Raw genomic sequence first — 20,015 nt, forward strand, 5'->3', positions numbered from 1 at the left:
TATACACTTTTAAGACGGACAAGAAAAAACCTGACTCTTTTTTCTCCTAATTTCCCTTAATTCAGGCTAGTTTATGGTTTCCGGAAACTGTGCTAAAAGTTTTAGTGGTTTCTAAGAAAAATATTAATAAAAATCATACTCCTGCCTTAGTGCAGCTGATTAAAATTTGCTTTTAATTAGAAAAAGGGTTTAAATAAGTTACATCCTAAATTATCTCATTGATGGTTTAATAATTACATCCTATTTGAGGAGGTTTCTTCTCTTTAAATTTCAATGCAGGCATAGAAACAGGTGGTTTTAATTTTTTGGCATATGAGAATAATCTTGTTTTGTGTTTTTGTAACACATTATAAAGTAATATTTTACAAGTTTTTTCAGTCATTTGAAATTACTATCCGTCTATAAAAAGTCTAGTTTGGTCGTTTTTTCCTAAATCTTCGAGCTTACGACCAACTTACATTGCAGAAATTACTTTATTTTGATATTATGATAGTATATTTGCAGTTAGCTTACATGAAAACCGATCTATTATGAAGAGATTCTACTTTCTAATCACAGTTGTTGTATTAATCAATTTATTGTCAGTTCAATCATCTTTTGGACAAAATGGCCCGGCTGGTGTGGGAAATTTTGATGGCTCATCTGGTGAGAAACAAAATATTATCTGGTTGGATGCAGGAGACTTGTCATCTTTAAGCAATGGAGATGCTGTAACTACCTGGACAGATAAAACGACTAACAACAATGATTTAATACAATTGGGAGCAGACCCAGTTCCTTTTTTTAGAAATGATGGTTTAGCAAGCGGAGCTTACCCGGTAGTTAGATTTGATGGTACTGAAAGATATCTTCAATTATTGGATAATGCGGGCCTTGATGAAAGCCTTGATGGAATTTCTATTTTAGGGGTTGTATATAACAATAACTTAAGTGGAGCTACTGGAATAGTGTCAAAAAGAAATGCTGCCGGTAATCAGGATAGCTATTCCATCTTTACCTGGACCAATAATAGGTTTATATTTGACGTAAATACCGGAAGCGGTAACAATAGATTGAATTCTTCAAATGATGTTGTGAATGTTACCGATGATTTTGTGTTTTCGGCTGTTTATGATGGTTCTTTGCAACGTTCGTTTTTGCAAACAGATGAATTGGCTTCTACCACCTTAACAGGTAATATCAGTAATACAACTTCTGACCTAATAATTGGAGCGTTAAATGAGAATTACGGTACTTATTTTGATGGGGATATTGCCGAATTAATTATTTATAGAGGAGGGTTAAATGATGCTGAAAGACTAATTGTAGAAAACTATTTAGCCGAAAAGTATAATTTGGCCATTACAAATGATATTTTCGGACAGTATGTTAATTTCGACCCTAATTACTTTAATGATTTAAGGGCAATTGGTACTTCAGATGGCACAGTAAAAAAATCAATCTCGGGTTTTTCAGATGCCTTACAATTAAGAGAAAGGAATGGAGGATTAAATACTAATTTAGAATTTTTTGCCATAGGACATAATGATGCTGTTGCTCATGCAGATGGAGTCACCGCAGATATTGGTGCAAATATAACTTCACGTTGGCAAAAGGACTTTTATTTGGAAAATAGCCAGAATAACATCATTGATAATGGAGAGTCTGATATGGACTTGATTTTCGATTTTGGGGATGCAGGTTTAACAATGGGCAGCCCTGCCAATTACGTTTTGTTATTCAGATCTTCTACTTCAGGTAATTATGAAAGAGTTTTTGCTAGTGATTATTCATCTGAAAATGGTGATCAATTGGTCATTTCAGTTCCCGGGAATAGAATTAAATCTGGCTACTACACGGTAGGTATCGGAGCACAATTAATTAGCAAGACCTGGTACGTATTGAAAAATGGTGATTGGTCTGACCCTAACACCTGGACATTAGATGCAGGTATAGCTCCTGCACCTAACAATCCGGGAAATGATATTCCAGGGGAAGAAGATAATATCATCATCAGAAATGGTAAGACTGTAAACGTTCAAACAGGAACGAATGACTTGGAAATTGCCAGCTTAAGAGTAGATGGGAAAATAGATTTAAATAATACTACAGGTCATGATTTTAAAGTGATTAATGGTAAAGGAACAATTGAAATGCAAGGTAATGCAGGTGTTTCTAATTTTCCTTTAGGAAGTACAACAGGCTCAAACGGGTTTGCGAATGAATTAAATGGAGGACTTTTAGTGGTAAGTGGAACCGGGCTTGAATTTGACCAGAATTTAACATTAAAAGATTTGAGAATTGATTTAACCAATCCAACTGATGAGGTTGTTTTAGGTGCTGATTTAACATTAAACGGGGACTTCACCATCAGAAAAGGAACTTGGGAATTTGGAGATAATACTCCTGCATCTAGAGAATTCACTGTTTTTGGAGATGCTTTGATACAAAATAATGGTAGTACACAAGATGGAAGGATAACCACTTCTACGCAAAATGTAAGACATAATTTTAACTTGTATGGTGATTTTACCAATGAAGGAGACGCCAGGTTTTCTCAGAGAACAACCCAAACTGTTGGAAGTGATCCTACTGATGGCATAACTGACTTTCATTTATTATCAACCGATAGAAATCAGGAAATAAGTGCCAATGGCCCAACATATTTTTTAAGAGTGATAATTGATAAAGGAGACCCGGCTTATTCGGCAACTTTTACTGCTAGTCAAGCATCTAATTTTGTATTAACAGGAAGGGCAAATGATAATACAGGCGGAGATATTGATGACCCTACAGACAATGAGAATGCTTTTGGATTAATTACAGGAACTGCTGTTTTAGGTACTAATATAAATGTAAATCCATTAAACAATACAGGAAATTATTCCATTGGAACCAATGCAAAACTTTTGATTGATGGGGGTTTTGCCAGAAAAACAGGTGGAGATGCTATAACTCCTTATGGAGAAATAGAAATAAATGCAGGAACATTACAAGTCGAGAGTAGTAGCGGTATAACTTCAAGAGGTACTGGTTTATTAAAAGTAAATGGTGGAACTGTTAATATTCCTCAATTTAGAACTTCAGTAAATGGCCCTGAAAATGTAGGTGGGCTGGAGATCAATGGCGGGCAAGTCAATATAGGACAAACCAATGGAGTTTCCCCCTCTAACAACTACTATACTCTGTCATTGACTTATACTGAAAATGCCTTTATAATGACGGGTGGCGAATTGAATGTAAGTGATGCGTCCAATAGAGGCTTGGTTTTTATTAATAGTGCACCAGGTAATGTAAATGTTTCAGGTGGACAAGTTAATTTATACAGAACTAATAATAATTTGGCCAAAATTACCTCAAAAGCACCATTTTATAATTTATCCTTGGATAACAGTAATAATAGTACCAACGCAAATGCAAAATTTGCAGTGGTAACAGGTTCTTCCGGCAATGGTGGAGAGGAAAGAACTATTACTGATCCAAATCTTTATGTTTTAAATAACCTAATATTAGAAACTGGCACTACCAGAACTTCAGGAGGCAATACATATGGTTCTTACATTGATTTTTGTGATGGAGGAAATTGTAATGACTTATTTGTGGGAGGCGATTTGAGGATAGAAGATAGTGCAGTATTGGACATATGGAGTGGTAATGCTGATAATGCCGGTAGTTCAACTGTTACATTTAATTCTAATAATGATGCAGTTCTTTATATAGGTGACATTACTACCTACGATGAAGCTTTCGTTGGTTACACAGATCCTGAATCGGTTGTTACCTTTGGTGTATGGGAGCATCCTTTTTATAACCTTATTATAGATAAACCAAATGCAGTTTTATCCCTTCAAGCAAAAGACCCAGGGGTTACAGGAAACACAACTGATATAAAAACTACATCTGGAGGTAAAAATGTAGAAAGTTGGAGAACTAATATTTTTAAGGTAGTAAATGAATTTAGTTTAGAAAATGGTACTCTTGATCAAATGGATAATAGAAATATTTCTTATACAGACTCCTTTGGTACATTTAATATTGGATATAGTATGAGACTTTATGTCAATGATGTTTCATTAAATGGAACACTGTTTACATATGAAGATGGGGTTTCTCCAAAAAATGCCAATGTTAGATTTAGAATAAACGCGGGTACTGTTAATTTATCAGGTACAGAAGGAAGCGAAATTGGTAATGTTAGGATTAATTTGGCAGGTACTTCAGGAGGAGATACATTAAAATTGAATTCCGATATCTATATCAAAAGAATGGAATATCGTCATGGAAAAGTTAACCTTCAAAATAATAACCTGAAAATTGATATTTTAGATTTCAATTTAGCAAATGTGGAGGTAAATACGGCCAGTGGAGGAAGGCCTGTTTTTGACAATAATAATTTATTTCTAGTATCTGGAAACCCTTCCGCAAGAGGCTTGAGTTTGAAATGGCCAAGAAATGTCAATACCAATTATCCGGAGTATGACAATGATAATAGCGGCTATAATCAAGAACAGATATTATGGTTTCCACTGGGACCAGGTTATCCTGATGGTTCTGAAAATTCTAAAATGAATATGGGAACCACTTATTTTCATGAAGATGCGACAACTTTTGCAGATGAAGGTTATATTACTATGAAAATGATTAATCAACCTACGCAATTGGTCAATCAAGGCGAAACCTCAGGTGATTTATTGGATATCTATTGGGAAGTTGATTACGAGGGTTTTGAAAATACATTGCCAACTGTTTCGCAATTATTTCAATATCAGGATTCTCAGGTAGCCGGAACAGAAGGAAATTACGTGCCAGGCTCAATTTTAAATTCGAATCCTTATACCAGGAGTAGTCAGGATGCATCTAATATAAAAACCGGTGGTTCAGGTGGTAATAATGGTCAATTGTTAGGAACCGACCCACGAAATGTGATTGTATTTACAGATAGTAATAATGGAATTGGCGCTGGCAGATTCATTGAAAATGATGGTAGTTTAAATTGGACTGATTTTCCTGGGAATGGATTTCAATTACAAGGAGCTTACTATACTGCCGGTATTCAAAATTATTTTGTTGGTGCTCCAACTGTTTATTACAGCAATAGAAACGCTACCAGGAACTGGAATGACAATAATTCTTGGTATGATGCCCCAACTGGAACAACTAACCCCCCTGATTTTCCTGAAGCAGGGGATATAGCAATAATACGCGGAGATAACTTTTCAGATGCTATTAGAGTCAATGGAAATCAGGAAGCGGCTGAAGTTATTTTTCAAAGGGAAGGTACTTATTCGGATGTAGAGGATATACCAAGGTTATGGCTTGAACCAACAGATGAATTAACTGTAGGTAAAATATCAGGAGCAGGGGAATTGTATTTAAGGAATAACCTTTCAAATTTCCCTGTAGTAAATGCAGATATTGGAGAATATGCTGCAAATGATACTAGCGTAGTGATCTTTTATATGACTCAAAATGGAACTTATAATATTGATGAAACCGATTTTTTCACTGAGTTTCCTACTTTACGGATTTATGGTCAATTAGCAAATTATAATCGAATAGTGAGTTTTGATTATGATTTTAAAGCTAAAAATCTGAATGTAGATGGTCAATCAATTTTAAGAATTGGTGGTAATTATACAGTTGAAAAAAGAACAAGATTAGGCTATACAGGAGGTGGAAGAATTGAATTCCCTAATGGTAGTGAGGCTTTTAAGTTGAAAACCGGGGAATTTGTAACCGGAAGAGCCAAAGGTGGTAGTGATAACGATTATAGAATTACAGTAAATACAGGTGGTGGAAATGGTGTGGAGCATATTTTTGAAGTTGAGAATAATATTGACTTGAATTTTGCTGATGCTTTTGACGAAGGAACTGCTACTTTCGATTTATTTTCTAATTTCAGTGATAATAATGCCATCTTGAAATTATCCGGAACAGGCAATTATTCTTTCTTAGATAATTATTCAGCGGGCAATTCAGACATAGAATTATATAAAATTCAAATGGATAAAGAATCTTTATCGGATTCTTTTACTTTCGGTGATGGCTTTGATATTCCTGATGCTACCTCAACATTTCAACCAATCGAAATCCTAAACGGTACTTTAATTATGAACACTCCTGACATAAACGGAGGAACTGGAGTAACACTAGCCAACGAATCTAATTTTTTATTACCGAACACTAATAATCCTGAAGCCTCTTCTGGATCTGGGTCTTTGGAGTTACGAGATGGTAATTTCTTGATCGAAGGTGATGATACAGGTTTAATATTAGATGGATTATTAACTATTAGCGGTGGAACTCTTGATATGGCTTCTGGTGCTGGCAATGGTAATAATTTCATTGAATATTCTGTTTCAGGTAATGCCGAAATTGATATTACAGATGGTGTTTTAGACGTAGGTTCTCAAGTGAGGAGAGGACTACTGTCAACTTCTGGTGTTTTAAAATACAATCAAAGTGGGGGTGTAGCACGATTTGGAATTAATTCAGCCCCTGAACAAAACAGAGGAGTGTTTGAAGTATTGAACACAGGTAGTGAATTCAATCATACCGCAGGTGATTTCATTGTGGTAAGGCAAAATGGATCTACCACAACAGCTTCTTTAAGGCTGGAACCTGATAGTTATAATTTTACAGGTTCAACCCTTACTATTGGAGATGGCTCCACACCTGCAGGACAAAGCCAAATTGGAATAAATGCAACTGTTCCTCTTAATAATCTATTGATTACGGGAAATAACAACTTAAATGCCAGAACATTTATTAATCCTTTAACAGTAAATAATTTAGAGGTAGAGAATAATGGCAGGTTCTCTGCTAATGGTTTAGACTTAACGATCAATCAGGATTTTACGGTTGATGGCACTTTTAATAATCAGGGTGATGGCATAAATCAGCAGACAACATTCTTTAATACTTCTTCTTCTCAAACTATTTTAGGAACCGGAAATATATCGTTTTGGAATGTAGATGTAACGGGCAATGGTATGGTTTCATTTGAACATAATGCTACTATTGAAAATAATTTAAATATTTTAGATGGTATTTTAAATACAAACGCTATTGCACTAAACCTGGAAGGAGATTTAATCCATGATGGTGAGCATCAGTCTACGGTGGCGGGTCCTGGCATTGTATTTAATGGGGGTGCAACGCAAAATATTGCACGTTCTGTGAATGGCCAAAGTACTTTCGGAACCATTACAATTGATAATGGTAATGGAGTAGAAGTTACAGCCGGTCAGAATGACTTTGAAATCAATCATAAAGTGATTTTAGTATCAGGTGTATTTGACATTGGTTCAAACTTATTGATTATGGATGAAGATGCCTTATTTGAAAATGGTTCAGGCGGCACTTCAGTTTCTGATTTCAATGTTAATAATATGATAACTGTTAATACCAGTTTGATTGATAAAGGGGTGAGGAAAATATATCCTGATAATTTCTCAGGAAGTTTTCTATATCCTGTGGGATTATTAAACTATACACCTGCAGTTGTGAATGCAACTGATATTGATGGCAATGGATTTATCACTATTAAACCAATTGATAACTTCTCAGATGGGATTACAGATGATGATGATGAATTATGTGCTGGTGCTACTGATTATGATGATACTCAAAATGTGTTGCAATATTATTGGTTGGTGAAATCACAAAGCGTTACTAATTTCAATGGTTCATTTTTAATGTATCATAATGATGATCTGGAATCCATAAATAACAGTGAAGGGCTTGATTTGAATAATTATGCTCCAGCAAGATTATTAAATGCAGATGATACCTGGGATAAGAATTATACATCCCAGTTATTTGATGAAGTGGCTAATACCATTACATTCCAATCTGATTTAACGAATAATTACACTGGTTTAACCAGCGAAACTATAGAAGGAAGGTATACTGCAGGTATCACCAGAGATGATAGCGATGCTTTACTATGTGGAAGTGCCATACCCAATGTGGTACCATTGTTCGAAACACTAACTGGAATTGCTGATGGTAATGTAGATAATGGAGGTTCATATGATGGAGGTGCTGCCCCATCAGTTGGTCAATCGCCTGATTTAGTTGTTCGAGGTAATTATACTCTAGTGCTAAATGATAATTTCAGAAGGTTTAGAAAGGTTACTATTGAAGAAAATGCAACATTGGAAATAAATGGTACTTTTGGTCATAATTTAGGAACCATTGAAGGAAACGGAACTCTTAAGCTGGTGGATGATGCATCTTTCCCGGCCGGAGACTATGAAGATTTTTTCCCTGACTCCAATTGTTCTGATGGTGGAGGTTTAGAGTATGAAAATAATGATACTGGCAATGATATTACTATTCTAGCTGAAGGTTTTACCAATCTTCAAAGATTAGTTTTAAGTGGAAATGGCAAAAAGGTGATGTCCAATAATACTAGTGTTAACATCTGTGAGAACTTAGAATTAACTGGTGGGGATTTTGAAATGGCCAATAATTCTGAATTGAGAGTAAAAGGGGATGTGATTAAAAATGGAGGTAGTGGTTTCAATGCTGAATTTACTAACGCTACAATAGTAATGGATGGTAATACTAACCAATTTATTTCCGGTGCATTTACTGGTTTGGAAGCATTTAACATATTAGAAGTTGATAAATCAGGTGGTAGTTTATCTGTAATTGATGGTGGAAATAATGACGTAGAAATAAGTGGGGAGATTAAATTCATCAATGGATTAATTAATACCAATACTGACAACTCATTGATTCTTCAAAATTCCGCTACACTATCCGGATATAAAACTTCAAGCCACGTAAATGGACCTTTAATAAGGAATCTAAATGCTTCAACAGCTTCTCAATTTGATCCTTTCCCTGTGGGACAAGGTGGTAGATATGGTTTGATAGAGGTAAGTTATATCCAAACAACAGATGATTGGACGGCTACTTTTTTTGATGAAAGCCCTGAGGAAAATACAGATATAGGTACATTAAACAGTAACCTGGCTGGACCAAATCCTGTAGTGAGTGCTAATCAATATTGGGATTTAACCAGTGCCAGCTCTAATATGGCTAATGTGAAAATCTACTGGGATGTAAGCAGTAATATAGCAGATGGATCAGCAAGTGTTTCCGAGTCTTTAAATGAGTTGAGAGTTGTTAGGTTTAAACCTGGAAGTTCAGGAGAATGGGAAGACCAGGGTGCTTCATCTGTATCAGGAAATCAAAATAATGGTCAGTTGACATCAAATACCCGATTTGATTTTTCTACCAATTACATCACTTTTGGAGCAGGAGATGCTGATAATAATTCATTGCCTGTAGAATTAGTTTTCTTTACTGCAGAAAATAATGGAAATAGAATTGATTTGAAATGGCAAACAGCTTCTGAATTTGATAATGACTTTTTTGAAATCCAAAGGTCTTTTGATGGAAAAACTTTTGAGCTTATAGGCATTGTCGAAGGCAATGGTACTGTGAATCATTCTGTAGATTACCTTTATCAGGATTTTTCACCTTTAGCGGGAGAGTCCTACTATAGACTTCGTCAGGTAGATTTTAATGGTGATTTTGAATACAGCCCTGTTGTTAAGGTAAACAGGAAAGAAACTTCTAACCTGGCATTGGTGCCCAATCCAACCACCGATCAGGCAATCTATTTAAAATTATCCGGTTTTCATGGTGAACAATTAGTACAGGTTAAGATTTTCGACTTGCAAGGAAGACTCTATTATAGCAATTCTCATAAACCTGCTGACTTGGGACAAAAGGCTTTACCAGTTTCTGAAACAATGCATGCTGGTATTTATATGGTGGAAGTGGTGCAGGGCAATACTGTGAAGCAAATGAGACTGGCCATCAGATAAACATCATAGTACTTCAAATTAAACGGCAAGGAATCTTTTTCTTGCCGTTTTTTATATATAGTCTTTCAGCTGGTTAATGAGAATCCACAGATTATCGCTTATTGTCAATTAATTGTCTCATGAGCCAGGTGATGTATAGTGTAGAATAAGATTTTGCTTTTATCCTCTAATAATTTATTTAACTATTTCTCCCAAATCATTTCTTTCCGATAAAAAGCACCTTAATTTTGCAGCATGTTATCAATCAATAATTTAAGTTACTACATAGGCGACAGGCCACTTTACGAAAATGCTTCCTTACATATTAAGCCAAAAGACAAAATAGGCTTGATAGGCTTGAATGGCCAGGGTAAATCTACTCTTTTAAAAATGATTAATGGAGATGTTACACCTGATCAGGGTGAAATCCAAATGAGTAAAGATTGCACCTTAGGCTTTCTTAACCAGGATTTATTGTCTTTCCAGTCTGAGGAAAGCATTTTACATGTTGCCATGACAGCTTTTAAGGATGCTTTGGTACTTCAGGATAAGATTGAGAAAATCCTCAAGCAGATGGAGGAAAATTATACTGATGACTTGGTAGATAAATTAACTAAAGCACAGGAACAGTTTGAGATGATGGAAGGCTATAGCCTTCAAGCTAAAGCAGAAGAAATATTAGAGGGGATAGGCTTTAAAACAGAAGATTTAAACAGACCTTTAAAAACTTTTTCCGGAGGCTGGAGAATGCGTGTCATGTTGGCTAAGCTTCTATTGGAAAAGCCTTCTTTGTTGATGATGGATGAGCCAACCAACCACTTGGATTTACCCTCCATTCAATGGATTGAGAATTACCTTAAAAGTTATGAAGGGGCCTATATCATTGTTTCTCACGACAGGGAATTTATTGATAAAACCGTTGACACCATAGTTGAAGTAGATCAGCAGCAACTGAATGTATACGCAGGAAATTATTCTTTTTACGAAGAGGAGAAAGCGTTGCGTACAGAACTACAACAAAATGCCTTCGAAAATCAGCAGCAGAAAATAAAGCAAACTGAGAAGTTTATAGAGCGTTTCAGATCAAAAGCTACAAAAGCCAAACAGGTGCAGTCACGTGTTAAATCTTTGGATAGAATGGATAAGGTGGATGCTGTAGTAGATAATAATGCAGTCATCAACTTCAGTTTCAAGATCAATAACAAATCCGGAAGACAGATTGTAAAGCTTGATAATGTTTCTAAATCATATGGAGATATAAAAATCCTTGAAAACTCAGATGCCCTTATTGAAAGAGGGGATAAAATTGCTTTAATTGGGGCTAATGGAAAAGGAAAATCTACACTTTTAAGAATTATTGCAGGCGCAGAAAAATTAGAAGGCAAGAGAGAAGAAGGCTACAATGTTGAATTTGGTTTTTTCGCCCAACACCAATTGGAATCTCTTAATACAAATAATGAAATCCTGGATGAATTGAAACAAGCAGGAAGCGATCGCTCTGAGCTTGAATTGAGAAACTTGTTAGGTAGCTTTTTATTTAAAGATTCGGAAGTTTTTAAAAAGATAAAAGTATTATCCGGAGGGGAAAAATCTCGTGTAGCATTATGTAAGACCATGATCTCTAATGCGAATTTTCTTTTATTAGATGAGCCTACTAACCACCTGGATATGCAGTCCGAGAGCATCCTAATACAAGCTCTTAATCATTATGAAGGCTCTTTTATTACTGTATCGCACAACCGGCATTTTATTTCCAGGGTAGCCAATAAGATTTGGTTTATAGAAGATTACCAAATCAAAGAATACCCTGGTACTTATGAGGAATTTCAGCATTGGTACGAAAAAAGGGAAATGAAGAGAGCTTCTGAAATAGTAAAGGAGGCTCCTAAAAAGGTTGAAAAAATAGAAAAACCTCGAAAAAACCCTGATGATCAAATTTTTAAGGCAAAACAAAAGGAATTGACCACTTTAGAAAGTAAGATTGATGAGGCTGAGAAGCAAAAGAAAGTGTTAGAGGAGGAGTTGGCGAAACCCGAAGTATATGGTGATCCTGACACACTTATGAAAGTCAATCAGTCATTTGAAGCGCTTAATAAGATGTTGGAAGAGCTCACTGAGCAATGGGAAGAATTGGCTTTGGAGTTGGAGTAGGAAATTTTTAATGGAAATGGGCGAGAATATTGTCGTTAATATTTCATGGCGGATGAAGTCATCAATTGGAACTTTAATGGGTTGGAAACTAATAGAGCAAAACTTGTCCGAGAGTGGGATATAATTTGGTTTTGAACATTATCCTACTGCATTTCAAGTGAGTGGAAGACCCCTGTCATAGACATCTGTAAAAATTTTTGATGGTTTATCAATGGTTTTGTCAAACTTTGTTTAAGTCTGAAAAGTGCTATTTCAAAATCACTGATTGCTCAAAACTATGAGCAACTGGCTTTTCGCTAAATAAGGCTTTGGTAGCTGGCCAAACTTTGCCAAATGTCTCTGAATGACGGTAGTTGTTTAGTTCTTCCTCTGATTGCCAATGACTGTAAGTGGAATAGCTGTTAGGATGATGAATATCTTTTAATAATTCCAGGTGTGTGCAACCCGGTTGATTTCGAATGGCTTCTTTGTACTCATTGAAAAGCTCAAGGAAATCCTGGATTTTATCTTCCTTAAAAGTCATTCTAACCAGACGGATAATCATATTATATGGATATTGAAACAGGTTTATGCCTTAAATCATTATGGCATAAACCTGTTCTATGATAAATAATTATTTTCTTTTGATCACTTTTTCTACTGCTTTCACAATATTGTTAGCATCTAAGCCGTACTTCACCATTAATTCAGCAGGTTTTCCACTTTCTCCAAACTGATCATTCACAGCTACATACTCTTGTGGTGCAGGTTGGTTCTGTGATAAAACCTGAGCTACTGCATCACCTAAACCACCATTTCTTTGGTGTTCTTCAGCAGTTACCACACATTTTGTTTTGGCTACTGATTTTAAAATGGCAGCTTCGTCAATCGGTTTTATGGTATGGATGTTAATCAATTCCACACTAATTCCTTTTTCTCTTAAAATAGCTTCAGCTTCAATGGCTTCCCACACTAAATGGCCTGTGGCAAAAATTGTCACATCAGTACCTTCTATCATTGTGATTGCTTTTCCAATTTCAAACTTCTGGTTTGGGTCAGTGAAAATAGGTACAGACGGCCTGCCAAAACGTAAATACACCGGACCATGATGATCTGCAATCGCCATAGTGGCCGCTTTGGTTTGGTTATAGTCGCAAGGATTAATTACAGTCATGTGAGGCAACATCCTCATCATTCCTATATCTTCCAGAATTTGGTGGGTGGCACCATCTTCACCCAAAGTTAAGCCTGCGTGTGAGGCGCAAATTTTTACATTCTTTTCAGAATAAGCAATTGATTGTCTGATTTGGTCATAAACCCTTCCGGTAGAGAAATTGGCAAAAGTTCCTGTATACGGTATTTTACCGCCAATTGTCATACCAGCTGCTATGCCCATCATATTGGCTTCGGCTATACCTGTTTGGTAAAACCTGTCAGGAAAAGCTTTTTGGAAGTCTCCCATTTTTAAAGAGCCGGTAAGGTCGGCACAGAGGCCAACTATTTTATCGTTCTGTTTAGCCGCTTCCAATAACCCGTCACCGAACCCGGAACGTGTGTCTTTTTTTTCTGTGTAAGTAAATTTAGTATTTGCCATTCTGCTTATTTTAATAAATCCTAATATTTGCTGTTGTACCTGATTTAACTGTAAATTCTTTTATCTGTGTGTATTTGCTTCCCATTGCTTTGTCAGACCGGAATACAAATTTGTAGTTTCCGGGCTGTATACCAAAACTAATCTGTCCTCCGCGGGGATCAATATTTTTAATCCATCTTTGTTTTCCATCGGCATCTGTTTCGTATAAACTTCCTATTCCCTTGCTGGCATAAACTAAATTGACTCTACCGGGAGCCGGAATGGAGATTTCCCTTAATTCTCCCTGTTCAATTTTGATGTTTTTAATCAGTATTCTTGGTAAAGTTAATAGTTCAATATCATATGAACCAATCAAATATTTTTCTGAGCTATGGATAAGCTGTGTATTGATAATTTCACCTTTGCCTGATGCGCGAATAAGAGCTTCCACCGGATTTCCATATTCCGTAGAGTTACTTTGGTTGATTTTTAATGATCCTTGCGGGCTCTGAATTTTGATGACATTATGTGTACCTCCTTTTAAAAATACATTCTTTTTTACGACAGGAGGGATGGTATTTACATGTATGTTATAGGTTAAAACAGGATCCACTTCCACTGTATCTGGTTTTCCATTTCTATCGCGATAATGAATAAAGTCGAATTCGGAAGAGCCCGTGAAATTATTAATAAAAGATACATTCACATTGGTTTCAGTGGGATTGCCTTTATCATCCAGTAATTCTACGCTGGCAGTGGTCTTGTTTAGTGATTGTGCCAAAATTCCATTTAATACTGTACGAAATGCATTAATGTTTTTGGCATTAAAATAACTACCCATACATTCAAATTCCTTTGCAAATTGCTCTCGCATGCCCAGCCCAATCACAAAAGGTTTTAAGAAGATGTCTTTCTTCTGTAACTCCAAAGAAACAGCACAAGGATCACCATCGCATGACTCTATTCCATCGGTAATAATAATGATGATGTTTCTGTAGCTGTCGTCCACTGGAAAATCATTAGCCGATTGCAATAAGGAATAGGCAATAGGGGTGTTGCCTTTGGGGTAGACATATTCCAGCCTTTTAATGATGTTGTCATGATTGTTTTTTGAGAACCCGATCTCCAATCTGGTATCCTTGCAGTTTTGATCTTTGGCCGGGGACTGATGCCCATAGGCACGTAGAGCCAATTCCACCTTATCATTCACTTTAAGGGAATCTACCAGATCAGAAAGAATCTGCTTGGCAGCAGTTATCCGTAGGGTATTTTCCCATGGAGCCAACATACTTCCAGAAGCATCGAATAGAAACAGTATCCTTGTTTTCTCGGGAATACTTTGTTCTACCTTTTGACCAAAAGCATTTTTACTCGCTAAAAGTAGTATAATGGATAATATGGTATATTTAAATAATCTCAAGATTTAATTCGTATCCCACGATTGAAGCCATAAAATGGATTACAGGAATCAGGAGGGAATTTATAGGTGTTGTTCATTATAAGCTCTATAAGAAGGTAATCTCCAATAGCTGAACCTTACTTTTCAAACCTTTAAATCCTACTGCCCAATTCCTGAATCTTAATTAATAATCTCCCAGAGTTTCCTCTAATTGACTTAAGGCATCAGCCAATTGCTCATCATTAGGAGCAATCCCATGCCATTTATGTGTGCCTTTCATAAAATCCACACCATGTCCCATATCTGTTTTCATTAAATTGATCACAGGTTTGCCTTTTCTAGTCAAGCTTTTAGCATGTTCCATGGATTTAATTATTTCGGACATCTCATTTCCGTTGCTTTCAATTACTTCCCATCCAAAAGCCTGCCATTTTGCTTTCAAATCTTTTAAATCCATCACTTGTTCAATAGAGCCATCTATTTGCTGACCATTACAATCTACAGTAGCGATAAGATTATCAATTTTATGATGTGCAGCATACATGGCTGCTTCCCAAATTTGACCTTCCTGAAGTTCCCCATCTCCCATTAATGTATAAATCAATGATTTGTCACCATTCAAGGTTTTGGTTTGAGCTGCACCTATTGATACAGATAGACCCTGACCTAGTGAACCAGAGGCAATTCTGATGCCCGGTAATTCTTCTTCGGGTGTGGGGTGCCCCTGTAATCTGGAGTTTATTTTCCTGAAGGTAGCTAATTCTTTTGGCTCAAAATAGCCGCTTCTGGCTAGTGTGCTATACCAAACAGGGGAAATGTGACCGTTTGATAAAAAGAAAAGATCTTCTCCTTCTCCATTCATATTGAATTCCGGATTATGTTTAAGGATATGGAAATAAAGGGCTACAAAAAAATCAGTACAACCCAACGATCCTCCGGGATGACCTGATTGAACCTCATGTACCATCCTTACGATGTCCCTTCTTACCTGTGAAGCTATTTTTTCCAGCTCCTGAATATTTGCTTGACTTGCCATTGTGTTTATTTTAAAATTTGTGCTGTGTGTTCTTTCGTTTTTACTTTTTCTATGATGTCTTCAATTTTTCCCTCTTCATCAATTACAAAAGTGGTTCTTAAAGTACCCATATAAGTTCTTCCATACATCTGTTTTTCTGCCCAGGTACCATATAAGTTATGTACTGTGTGATCAATATCGGCAATTAATGGGAAAGGTAGATTTTGTTTTTCTATAAATTTTTGATGCGATTTTTCGGTATCCTGGCTTACACCCAATACCACATATCCGGATTTTTGTAAAGCTTCGTAGTTATCTCTCAAATTACAAGCCTGGGCAGTGCATCCCGGGGTATTATCTTTTGGGTAAAAATAAATGACTACTTTTTTACCTTTAAAATCCCCTAGTGATATCTCATTTCCATCCTGATCTTTCGCTTTAAAATCAGGTGCTTTGTCCCCTATTTTTAATTTCATTGCTTTAAAATTTTGAAGTATAAATTGATTGATTTCCTGCTTTATCTTTTAATGTTAAATTAAAATCGCCTGATTTTGTTTTGAGATCATCCGGCCATTCAATCCAGATGAGGTTAAGTTTTGGCTCGTATTTTAATAGAATCCATTGACCATTTAAACTCGCGGAATAGGAATCTATACCAGACAGCTCATCCTTAATAATAAAAGAGTACCTAGCTTCCCTGATGGTAATGGTAGGAGGGATGCTATCGGTAAGCAAAGTGAATTCACCCAGACTTCTGGTACTGAAATTGATGGTTTCGTTGTTCCATGAACCACCCACAAATGAAAAATTACCTGCATCATCTGTTTGATAAACATGGGTGTGTTCTTTATTATAATGAGAGAACTGTGGCATGAGATTAATATGAATATTGCTTTTAAGAGGTTCTGAGATAGGCTCTATAGAGAAAATTTCCAAAGAATCTTGTGTTCTGATTTCATAATTAGTACTTGTAAAAATCGTATCGAACAAAGAATATTCCTGAAAATCAACTGAGAAGTTTTCTGCAATGATTGTCTGTTTTTGAAGTGGAATCACCCGCTCGTTAATAGGGAAATTAACACCTTTTTCACATGACAGGGCAGAGGAGGGGATTCCTTGGTTCATATCCCATAAAAACACAGCTACCTTATCCAGAAAATATTGAGGGTGCAAGGTCTTAATACTATCATTAATGTAAAGAGATAGTTCAGGGATTTCATCTTCTGCACAATTTACCTCAGTAAAAACTTTTAATATGTTTTTATCAATTTCATAGCTAATTCTCTCTAATTGGAAATCTATTCTATCATTTACAGTTAAAGCGGGCTTCTCCCCTTTAATGTTGAAAGCGAGTTCACTCATATTTCCATAGGGGTCATACATTTTGACCAAAATATTATAGGTTTTATGCGCCTCTATATGCAGGTATCCATCATTATTTTTGCTTTCATAAAAGTTTAACTTGTTTCCCTTGTCAACATATAATTTATGAAAAGAGCTACCTTCTTTCAATTTGATATCATAAGGATAATGCACTAATATATGGCGCATCAGACTGAAACTCATTACATCGATATTTTGCGTATGGTAAAGTTCTCCATTGACTAATACCTCAATAGTACTTATTCCATTTTTATTAGCAGCTCCGTCCAATTTGTCATGACCCAGAAGTTCTATACCCACTTTCCCATATGCCGAAATAGTGTCTTTTATGTAGTAGTTCCTGCCATTGCGTGTCAGTGCAAAGTCCTTTCTTTGAAACCTTTGCTCCACTCTGGCATTAATACCGACAGGTCTGATGGCTAATTTTTGGGCGATAGGGGCTATGTTATCTTTCACCTCATCAAATCCATAGTGAAGCGGGTTTAGTACCCTTTGCTGTTCATCTCTGATTTCAAAATGTAAATGTGGTCCTGTTGAGCCACCAGTGTTTCCTGACTTGGCAATTTCATCCCCTTTCTTAAAAGCAAATTCATAAGGCTCAGGAAATAGCTCTATTTCGAAAGTTTTTTGTTGGTACTGAGCTTCTTTAACATATTTTTCGATCCTCGGATCAAAATCTCGTAAATGAGCATATACAGAGGTGTTGCCGTCCGGATGTAGCATGTAAAGGGCATTTCCGTAGCCCGAGGAAGAAATATTGATACGACTGATATACCCTCTTTTGGTAGCATAAACAGGTAAACCTTCCTGTCCTCCGGTCTTGATATCAATACCTGCATGAAAATGTGAAGAGCGCAGTTCACCCATGGTGCCGGCAAGATAGCTTTTAGTGCCTGGGGTAATGGGGAAAAGATATGTTTCAGTGGATTGTGCTTTCACGGAACTTAATCCTGAAAGTAAAAAAATGAGTAAAGTAAATGTTTTATTTAATTTCAAAATCAAAAAGTTTTTGCTGTTCAATAAATCCTTTCAGTCGGTTGCCGATTGCTACAGGCCCTACTCCTTTAGGCGTTCCGGTAAAAATGATATCTCCGGTTTTTAAAGTGAAAAATCGCGATAAATAGGAGATGATATAATCAAATGAAAATAACATGAGCGAGGTGTTTCCTTCCTGCCTGATAATATTGTCTACTTTTAATGAAAAATTCAAATTGTTCAAATCACCAAATGTGTCTTTGGGATACCATTCTGAAATAGGGGCTGAGCCATTAAAACCTTTTGCAATATCCCATGGTAATCCTTTTTCCTTGGCTTTAGTCTGTAAATCACGAGCTGTAAAATCAATTCCCAGACCTATTTTATCGAAGTACTTGTGGGCATGCTCTTCAGCAACGTATTTGCCCTCTTTACAAATTCTAAGGATAACCTCTACCTCGTGATGTACGTCTTGACTAAAATCAGGGTAATAGAAAGGTTCATTGTTTTTTAATACCGCAGTATCAGGTTTTGAGAAAATCACCGGTTCCTCCGGTCGCTCATTGGCAAGCTCTTTGATATGGTCTGCATAATTTCTACCTATAGCGAGTATTTTCATTATTCTGAAAAATTTAACACAAAAATATGCTTTCTTTTAAGTTTAAAAACCGAAACGGTCGTAAAATAAAAAAGAAATATGTAGTATATTGATATAATCAACTTAAACATTGCTATTATTATTTAAAATAAGGTTTTATGAAAAAAATATTTTATACTCTGGTATTTACAATGATGTTCGTAGCATGTAACAAAGTACCTTTATCCAATCGAAGTCAATTGTCATTAGTTCCTAAAAGTCAATTAATGGCTTCCAGCTTTTCTTCCTATGATCAGGTGTTGAGTGAAAGCAAACTCTCCAATAATACCCAACAAGTACAAATGATTAGGAATGTGGGCAATAAAATCAAAGTGGCAGTAGAGAAATATCTGGCTGACAACAATAAATCAGATATAATAGAGGATTTTGAATGGGAGTTCAATTTAATTCAGGAGGACGTAGTTAATGCATGGTGCATGCCGGGTGGCAAAGTAGCTTTTTATACAGGAATTTTACCTGTTTGCCAAGATGAGGAAGGAATTGCCGTGGTAATGGGACATGAAGTGGCACATGCTGTAGCCAGACATGGCGGAGAGCGAATGAGCCAGGCCCTGATACAACAATTGGGTGGCGTGGCGCTGTCAGTAGCCTTGAGAGAGCAACCAGAACAAACCCAGGCTTTGGCAATGGCTGCTTATACAGGTGGAAGTACAGTATTAGGTGTTTTGCCTTTCAGCAGATTGCACGAGTCTGAGGCAGATAGATTAGGGTTGACTTTCATGGCAATGGCGGGGTATAATCCTGAAGCAGCTCCTGAATTTTGGAAACGCATGCAGGCAAAATCGGCTGGTTCACCACCGGAATTTTTGTCTACGCACCCTAGTGGGGATACACGTATTAAAGATTTAAATAAATGGATGCCTGAGGCGAACAAATATTACCAGAAAGCGAGCAAGGAATCCAATAGCCCTATTCCTCAAGTTGATTCGCAATCAGATAATTCGAGTCAAACTGAACCTAAGAAGAAGAAAAAGGTAATTCAGCTAAAGATTGATAATTAATTTTCATATTGTGAAACCAATACCGGACGGTTCCAACCGTCCGGTTTTTGCGGAATTCAGCATTTAGGTGCACAGGTC

Annotated in this window: 10 protein-coding genes; 3 read left to right on the forward strand and 7 right to left on the reverse strand. The window is 36.4% G+C overall.

Going from position 1 to position 20,015, the window contains the following annotated elements; genetic code table 11:
• The first annotated feature begins 530 nt into the window (after nt 1–530).
• Nucleotides 531–9,824 (forward strand): LamG-like jellyroll fold domain-containing protein, encoded by a 9,294-nt coding sequence (locus tag JKA74_RS02500; RefSeq protein ID WP_201429580.1) that lies wholly within the window; start codon nt 531–533, stop codon nt 9,822–9,824.
• Between the two features lie 234 nt (nt 9,825–10,058).
• A complete protein-coding gene (gene abc-f, locus JKA74_RS02505) occupies nt 10,059–11,954 on the forward strand; it encodes a ribosomal protection-like ABC-F family protein (protein WP_201429581.1) in 1,896 nt (631 codons plus the stop codon).
• Nucleotides 11,955–12,201: 247 nt separating this feature from the next.
• Here the strand turns inward: abc-f and JKA74_RS02510 are convergent, their stop codons facing one another.
• The 7 genes from JKA74_RS02510 to JKA74_RS02540 form a co-directional block, all read right to left on the reverse strand.
• Complete coding sequence (locus JKA74_RS02510) at nt 12,202–12,498, reverse strand: putative quinol monooxygenase (RefSeq protein WP_201429582.1); 297 nt, start codon at nt 12,496–12,498, stop codon at nt 12,202–12,204.
• A gap of 69 nt (nt 12,499–12,567) precedes the next feature.
• A complete protein-coding gene (locus tag JKA74_RS02515) occupies nt 12,568–13,527 on the reverse strand; it encodes a transketolase family protein (RefSeq protein WP_236587476.1) in 960 nt (319 codons plus the stop codon).
• Nucleotides 13,528–13,537: 10 nt separating this feature from the next.
• Entirely contained in the window at nt 13,538–14,926 is a 1,389-nt protein-coding gene (locus JKA74_RS02520) for a vWA domain-containing protein (protein ID WP_236587477.1), read from the reverse strand.
• 163 nt (nt 14,927–15,089) lie between these two features.
• Nucleotides 15,090–15,941, reverse strand: a complete 852-nt coding sequence (locus tag JKA74_RS02525; protein ID WP_201429583.1) for a transketolase — start codon at nt 15,939–15,941, stop codon at nt 15,090–15,092.
• Between the two features lie 5 nt (nt 15,942–15,946).
• Nucleotides 15,947–16,396, reverse strand: coding sequence for a thioredoxin-dependent thiol peroxidase (bcp, locus tag JKA74_RS02530; protein WP_201429584.1), 450 nt, complete (start codon nt 16,394–16,396; stop codon nt 15,947–15,949).
• 4 nt (nt 16,397–16,400) lie between these two features.
• On the reverse strand, nt 16,401–18,299 hold the full coding sequence (locus JKA74_RS02535; protein WP_201429585.1) for a M23 family metallopeptidase: 1,899 nt from the start codon (nt 18,297–18,299) through the stop codon (nt 16,401–16,403).
• A complete protein-coding gene (locus JKA74_RS02540) occupies nt 18,286–18,897 on the reverse strand; it encodes a fumarylacetoacetate hydrolase family protein (RefSeq protein WP_201429586.1) in 612 nt (203 codons plus the stop codon). Before JKA74_RS02540 ends, JKA74_RS02535 begins: the two co-directional genes overlap by 14 nt.
• 137 nt (nt 18,898–19,034) lie before the next feature.
• Here JKA74_RS02540 and JKA74_RS02545 point away from each other — a divergent pair, with 137 nt between their 5' ends.
• The gene (locus JKA74_RS02545) at nt 19,035–19,937 is read left to right on the forward strand and encodes a M48 family metallopeptidase (protein WP_201429587.1); all 903 of its coding nucleotides are present in this window, start codon (nt 19,035–19,037) and stop codon (nt 19,935–19,937) included.
• The last annotated feature ends 78 nt before the right edge of the window (nt 19,938–20,015 follow it).

The sequence above is a fragment of the Marivirga aurantiaca genome (genome assembly GCF_016679925.1).
Classification (GTDB): Bacteria; Bacteroidota; Bacteroidia; order Cytophagales; family Cyclobacteriaceae; genus Marivirga; species Marivirga aurantiaca.

Coding starts and splice junctions, on each gene's coding strand:
- JKA74_RS02500 (WP_201429580.1), top strand. CDS start 531: ATGAAGAGATTCTACTTTCTAATCACAGTTGTTGTATTAATCAATTTA.
- abc-f (WP_201429581.1), top strand. CDS start 10,059: ATGTTATCAATCAATAATTTAAGTTACTACATAGGCGACAGGCCACTT.
- JKA74_RS02510 (WP_201429582.1), bottom strand. CDS start 12,498: ATGATTATCCGTCTGGTTAGAATGACTTTTAAGGAAGATAAAATCCAG.
- JKA74_RS02515 (WP_236587476.1), bottom strand. CDS start 13,527: ATGGCAAATACTAAATTTACTTACACAGAAAAAAAAGACACACGTTCC.
- JKA74_RS02525 (WP_201429583.1), bottom strand. CDS start 15,941: ATGGCAAGTCAAGCAAATATTCAGGAGCTGGAAAAAATAGCTTCACAG.
- bcp (WP_201429584.1), bottom strand. CDS start 16,396: ATGAAATTAAAAATAGGGGACAAAGCACCTGATTTTAAAGCGAAAGAT.
- JKA74_RS02540 (WP_201429586.1), bottom strand. CDS start 18,897: ATGAAAATACTCGCTATAGGTAGAAATTATGCAGACCATATCAAAGAG.
- JKA74_RS02545 (WP_201429587.1), top strand. CDS start 19,035: ATGAAAAAAATATTTTATACTCTGGTATTTACAATGATGTTCGTAGCA.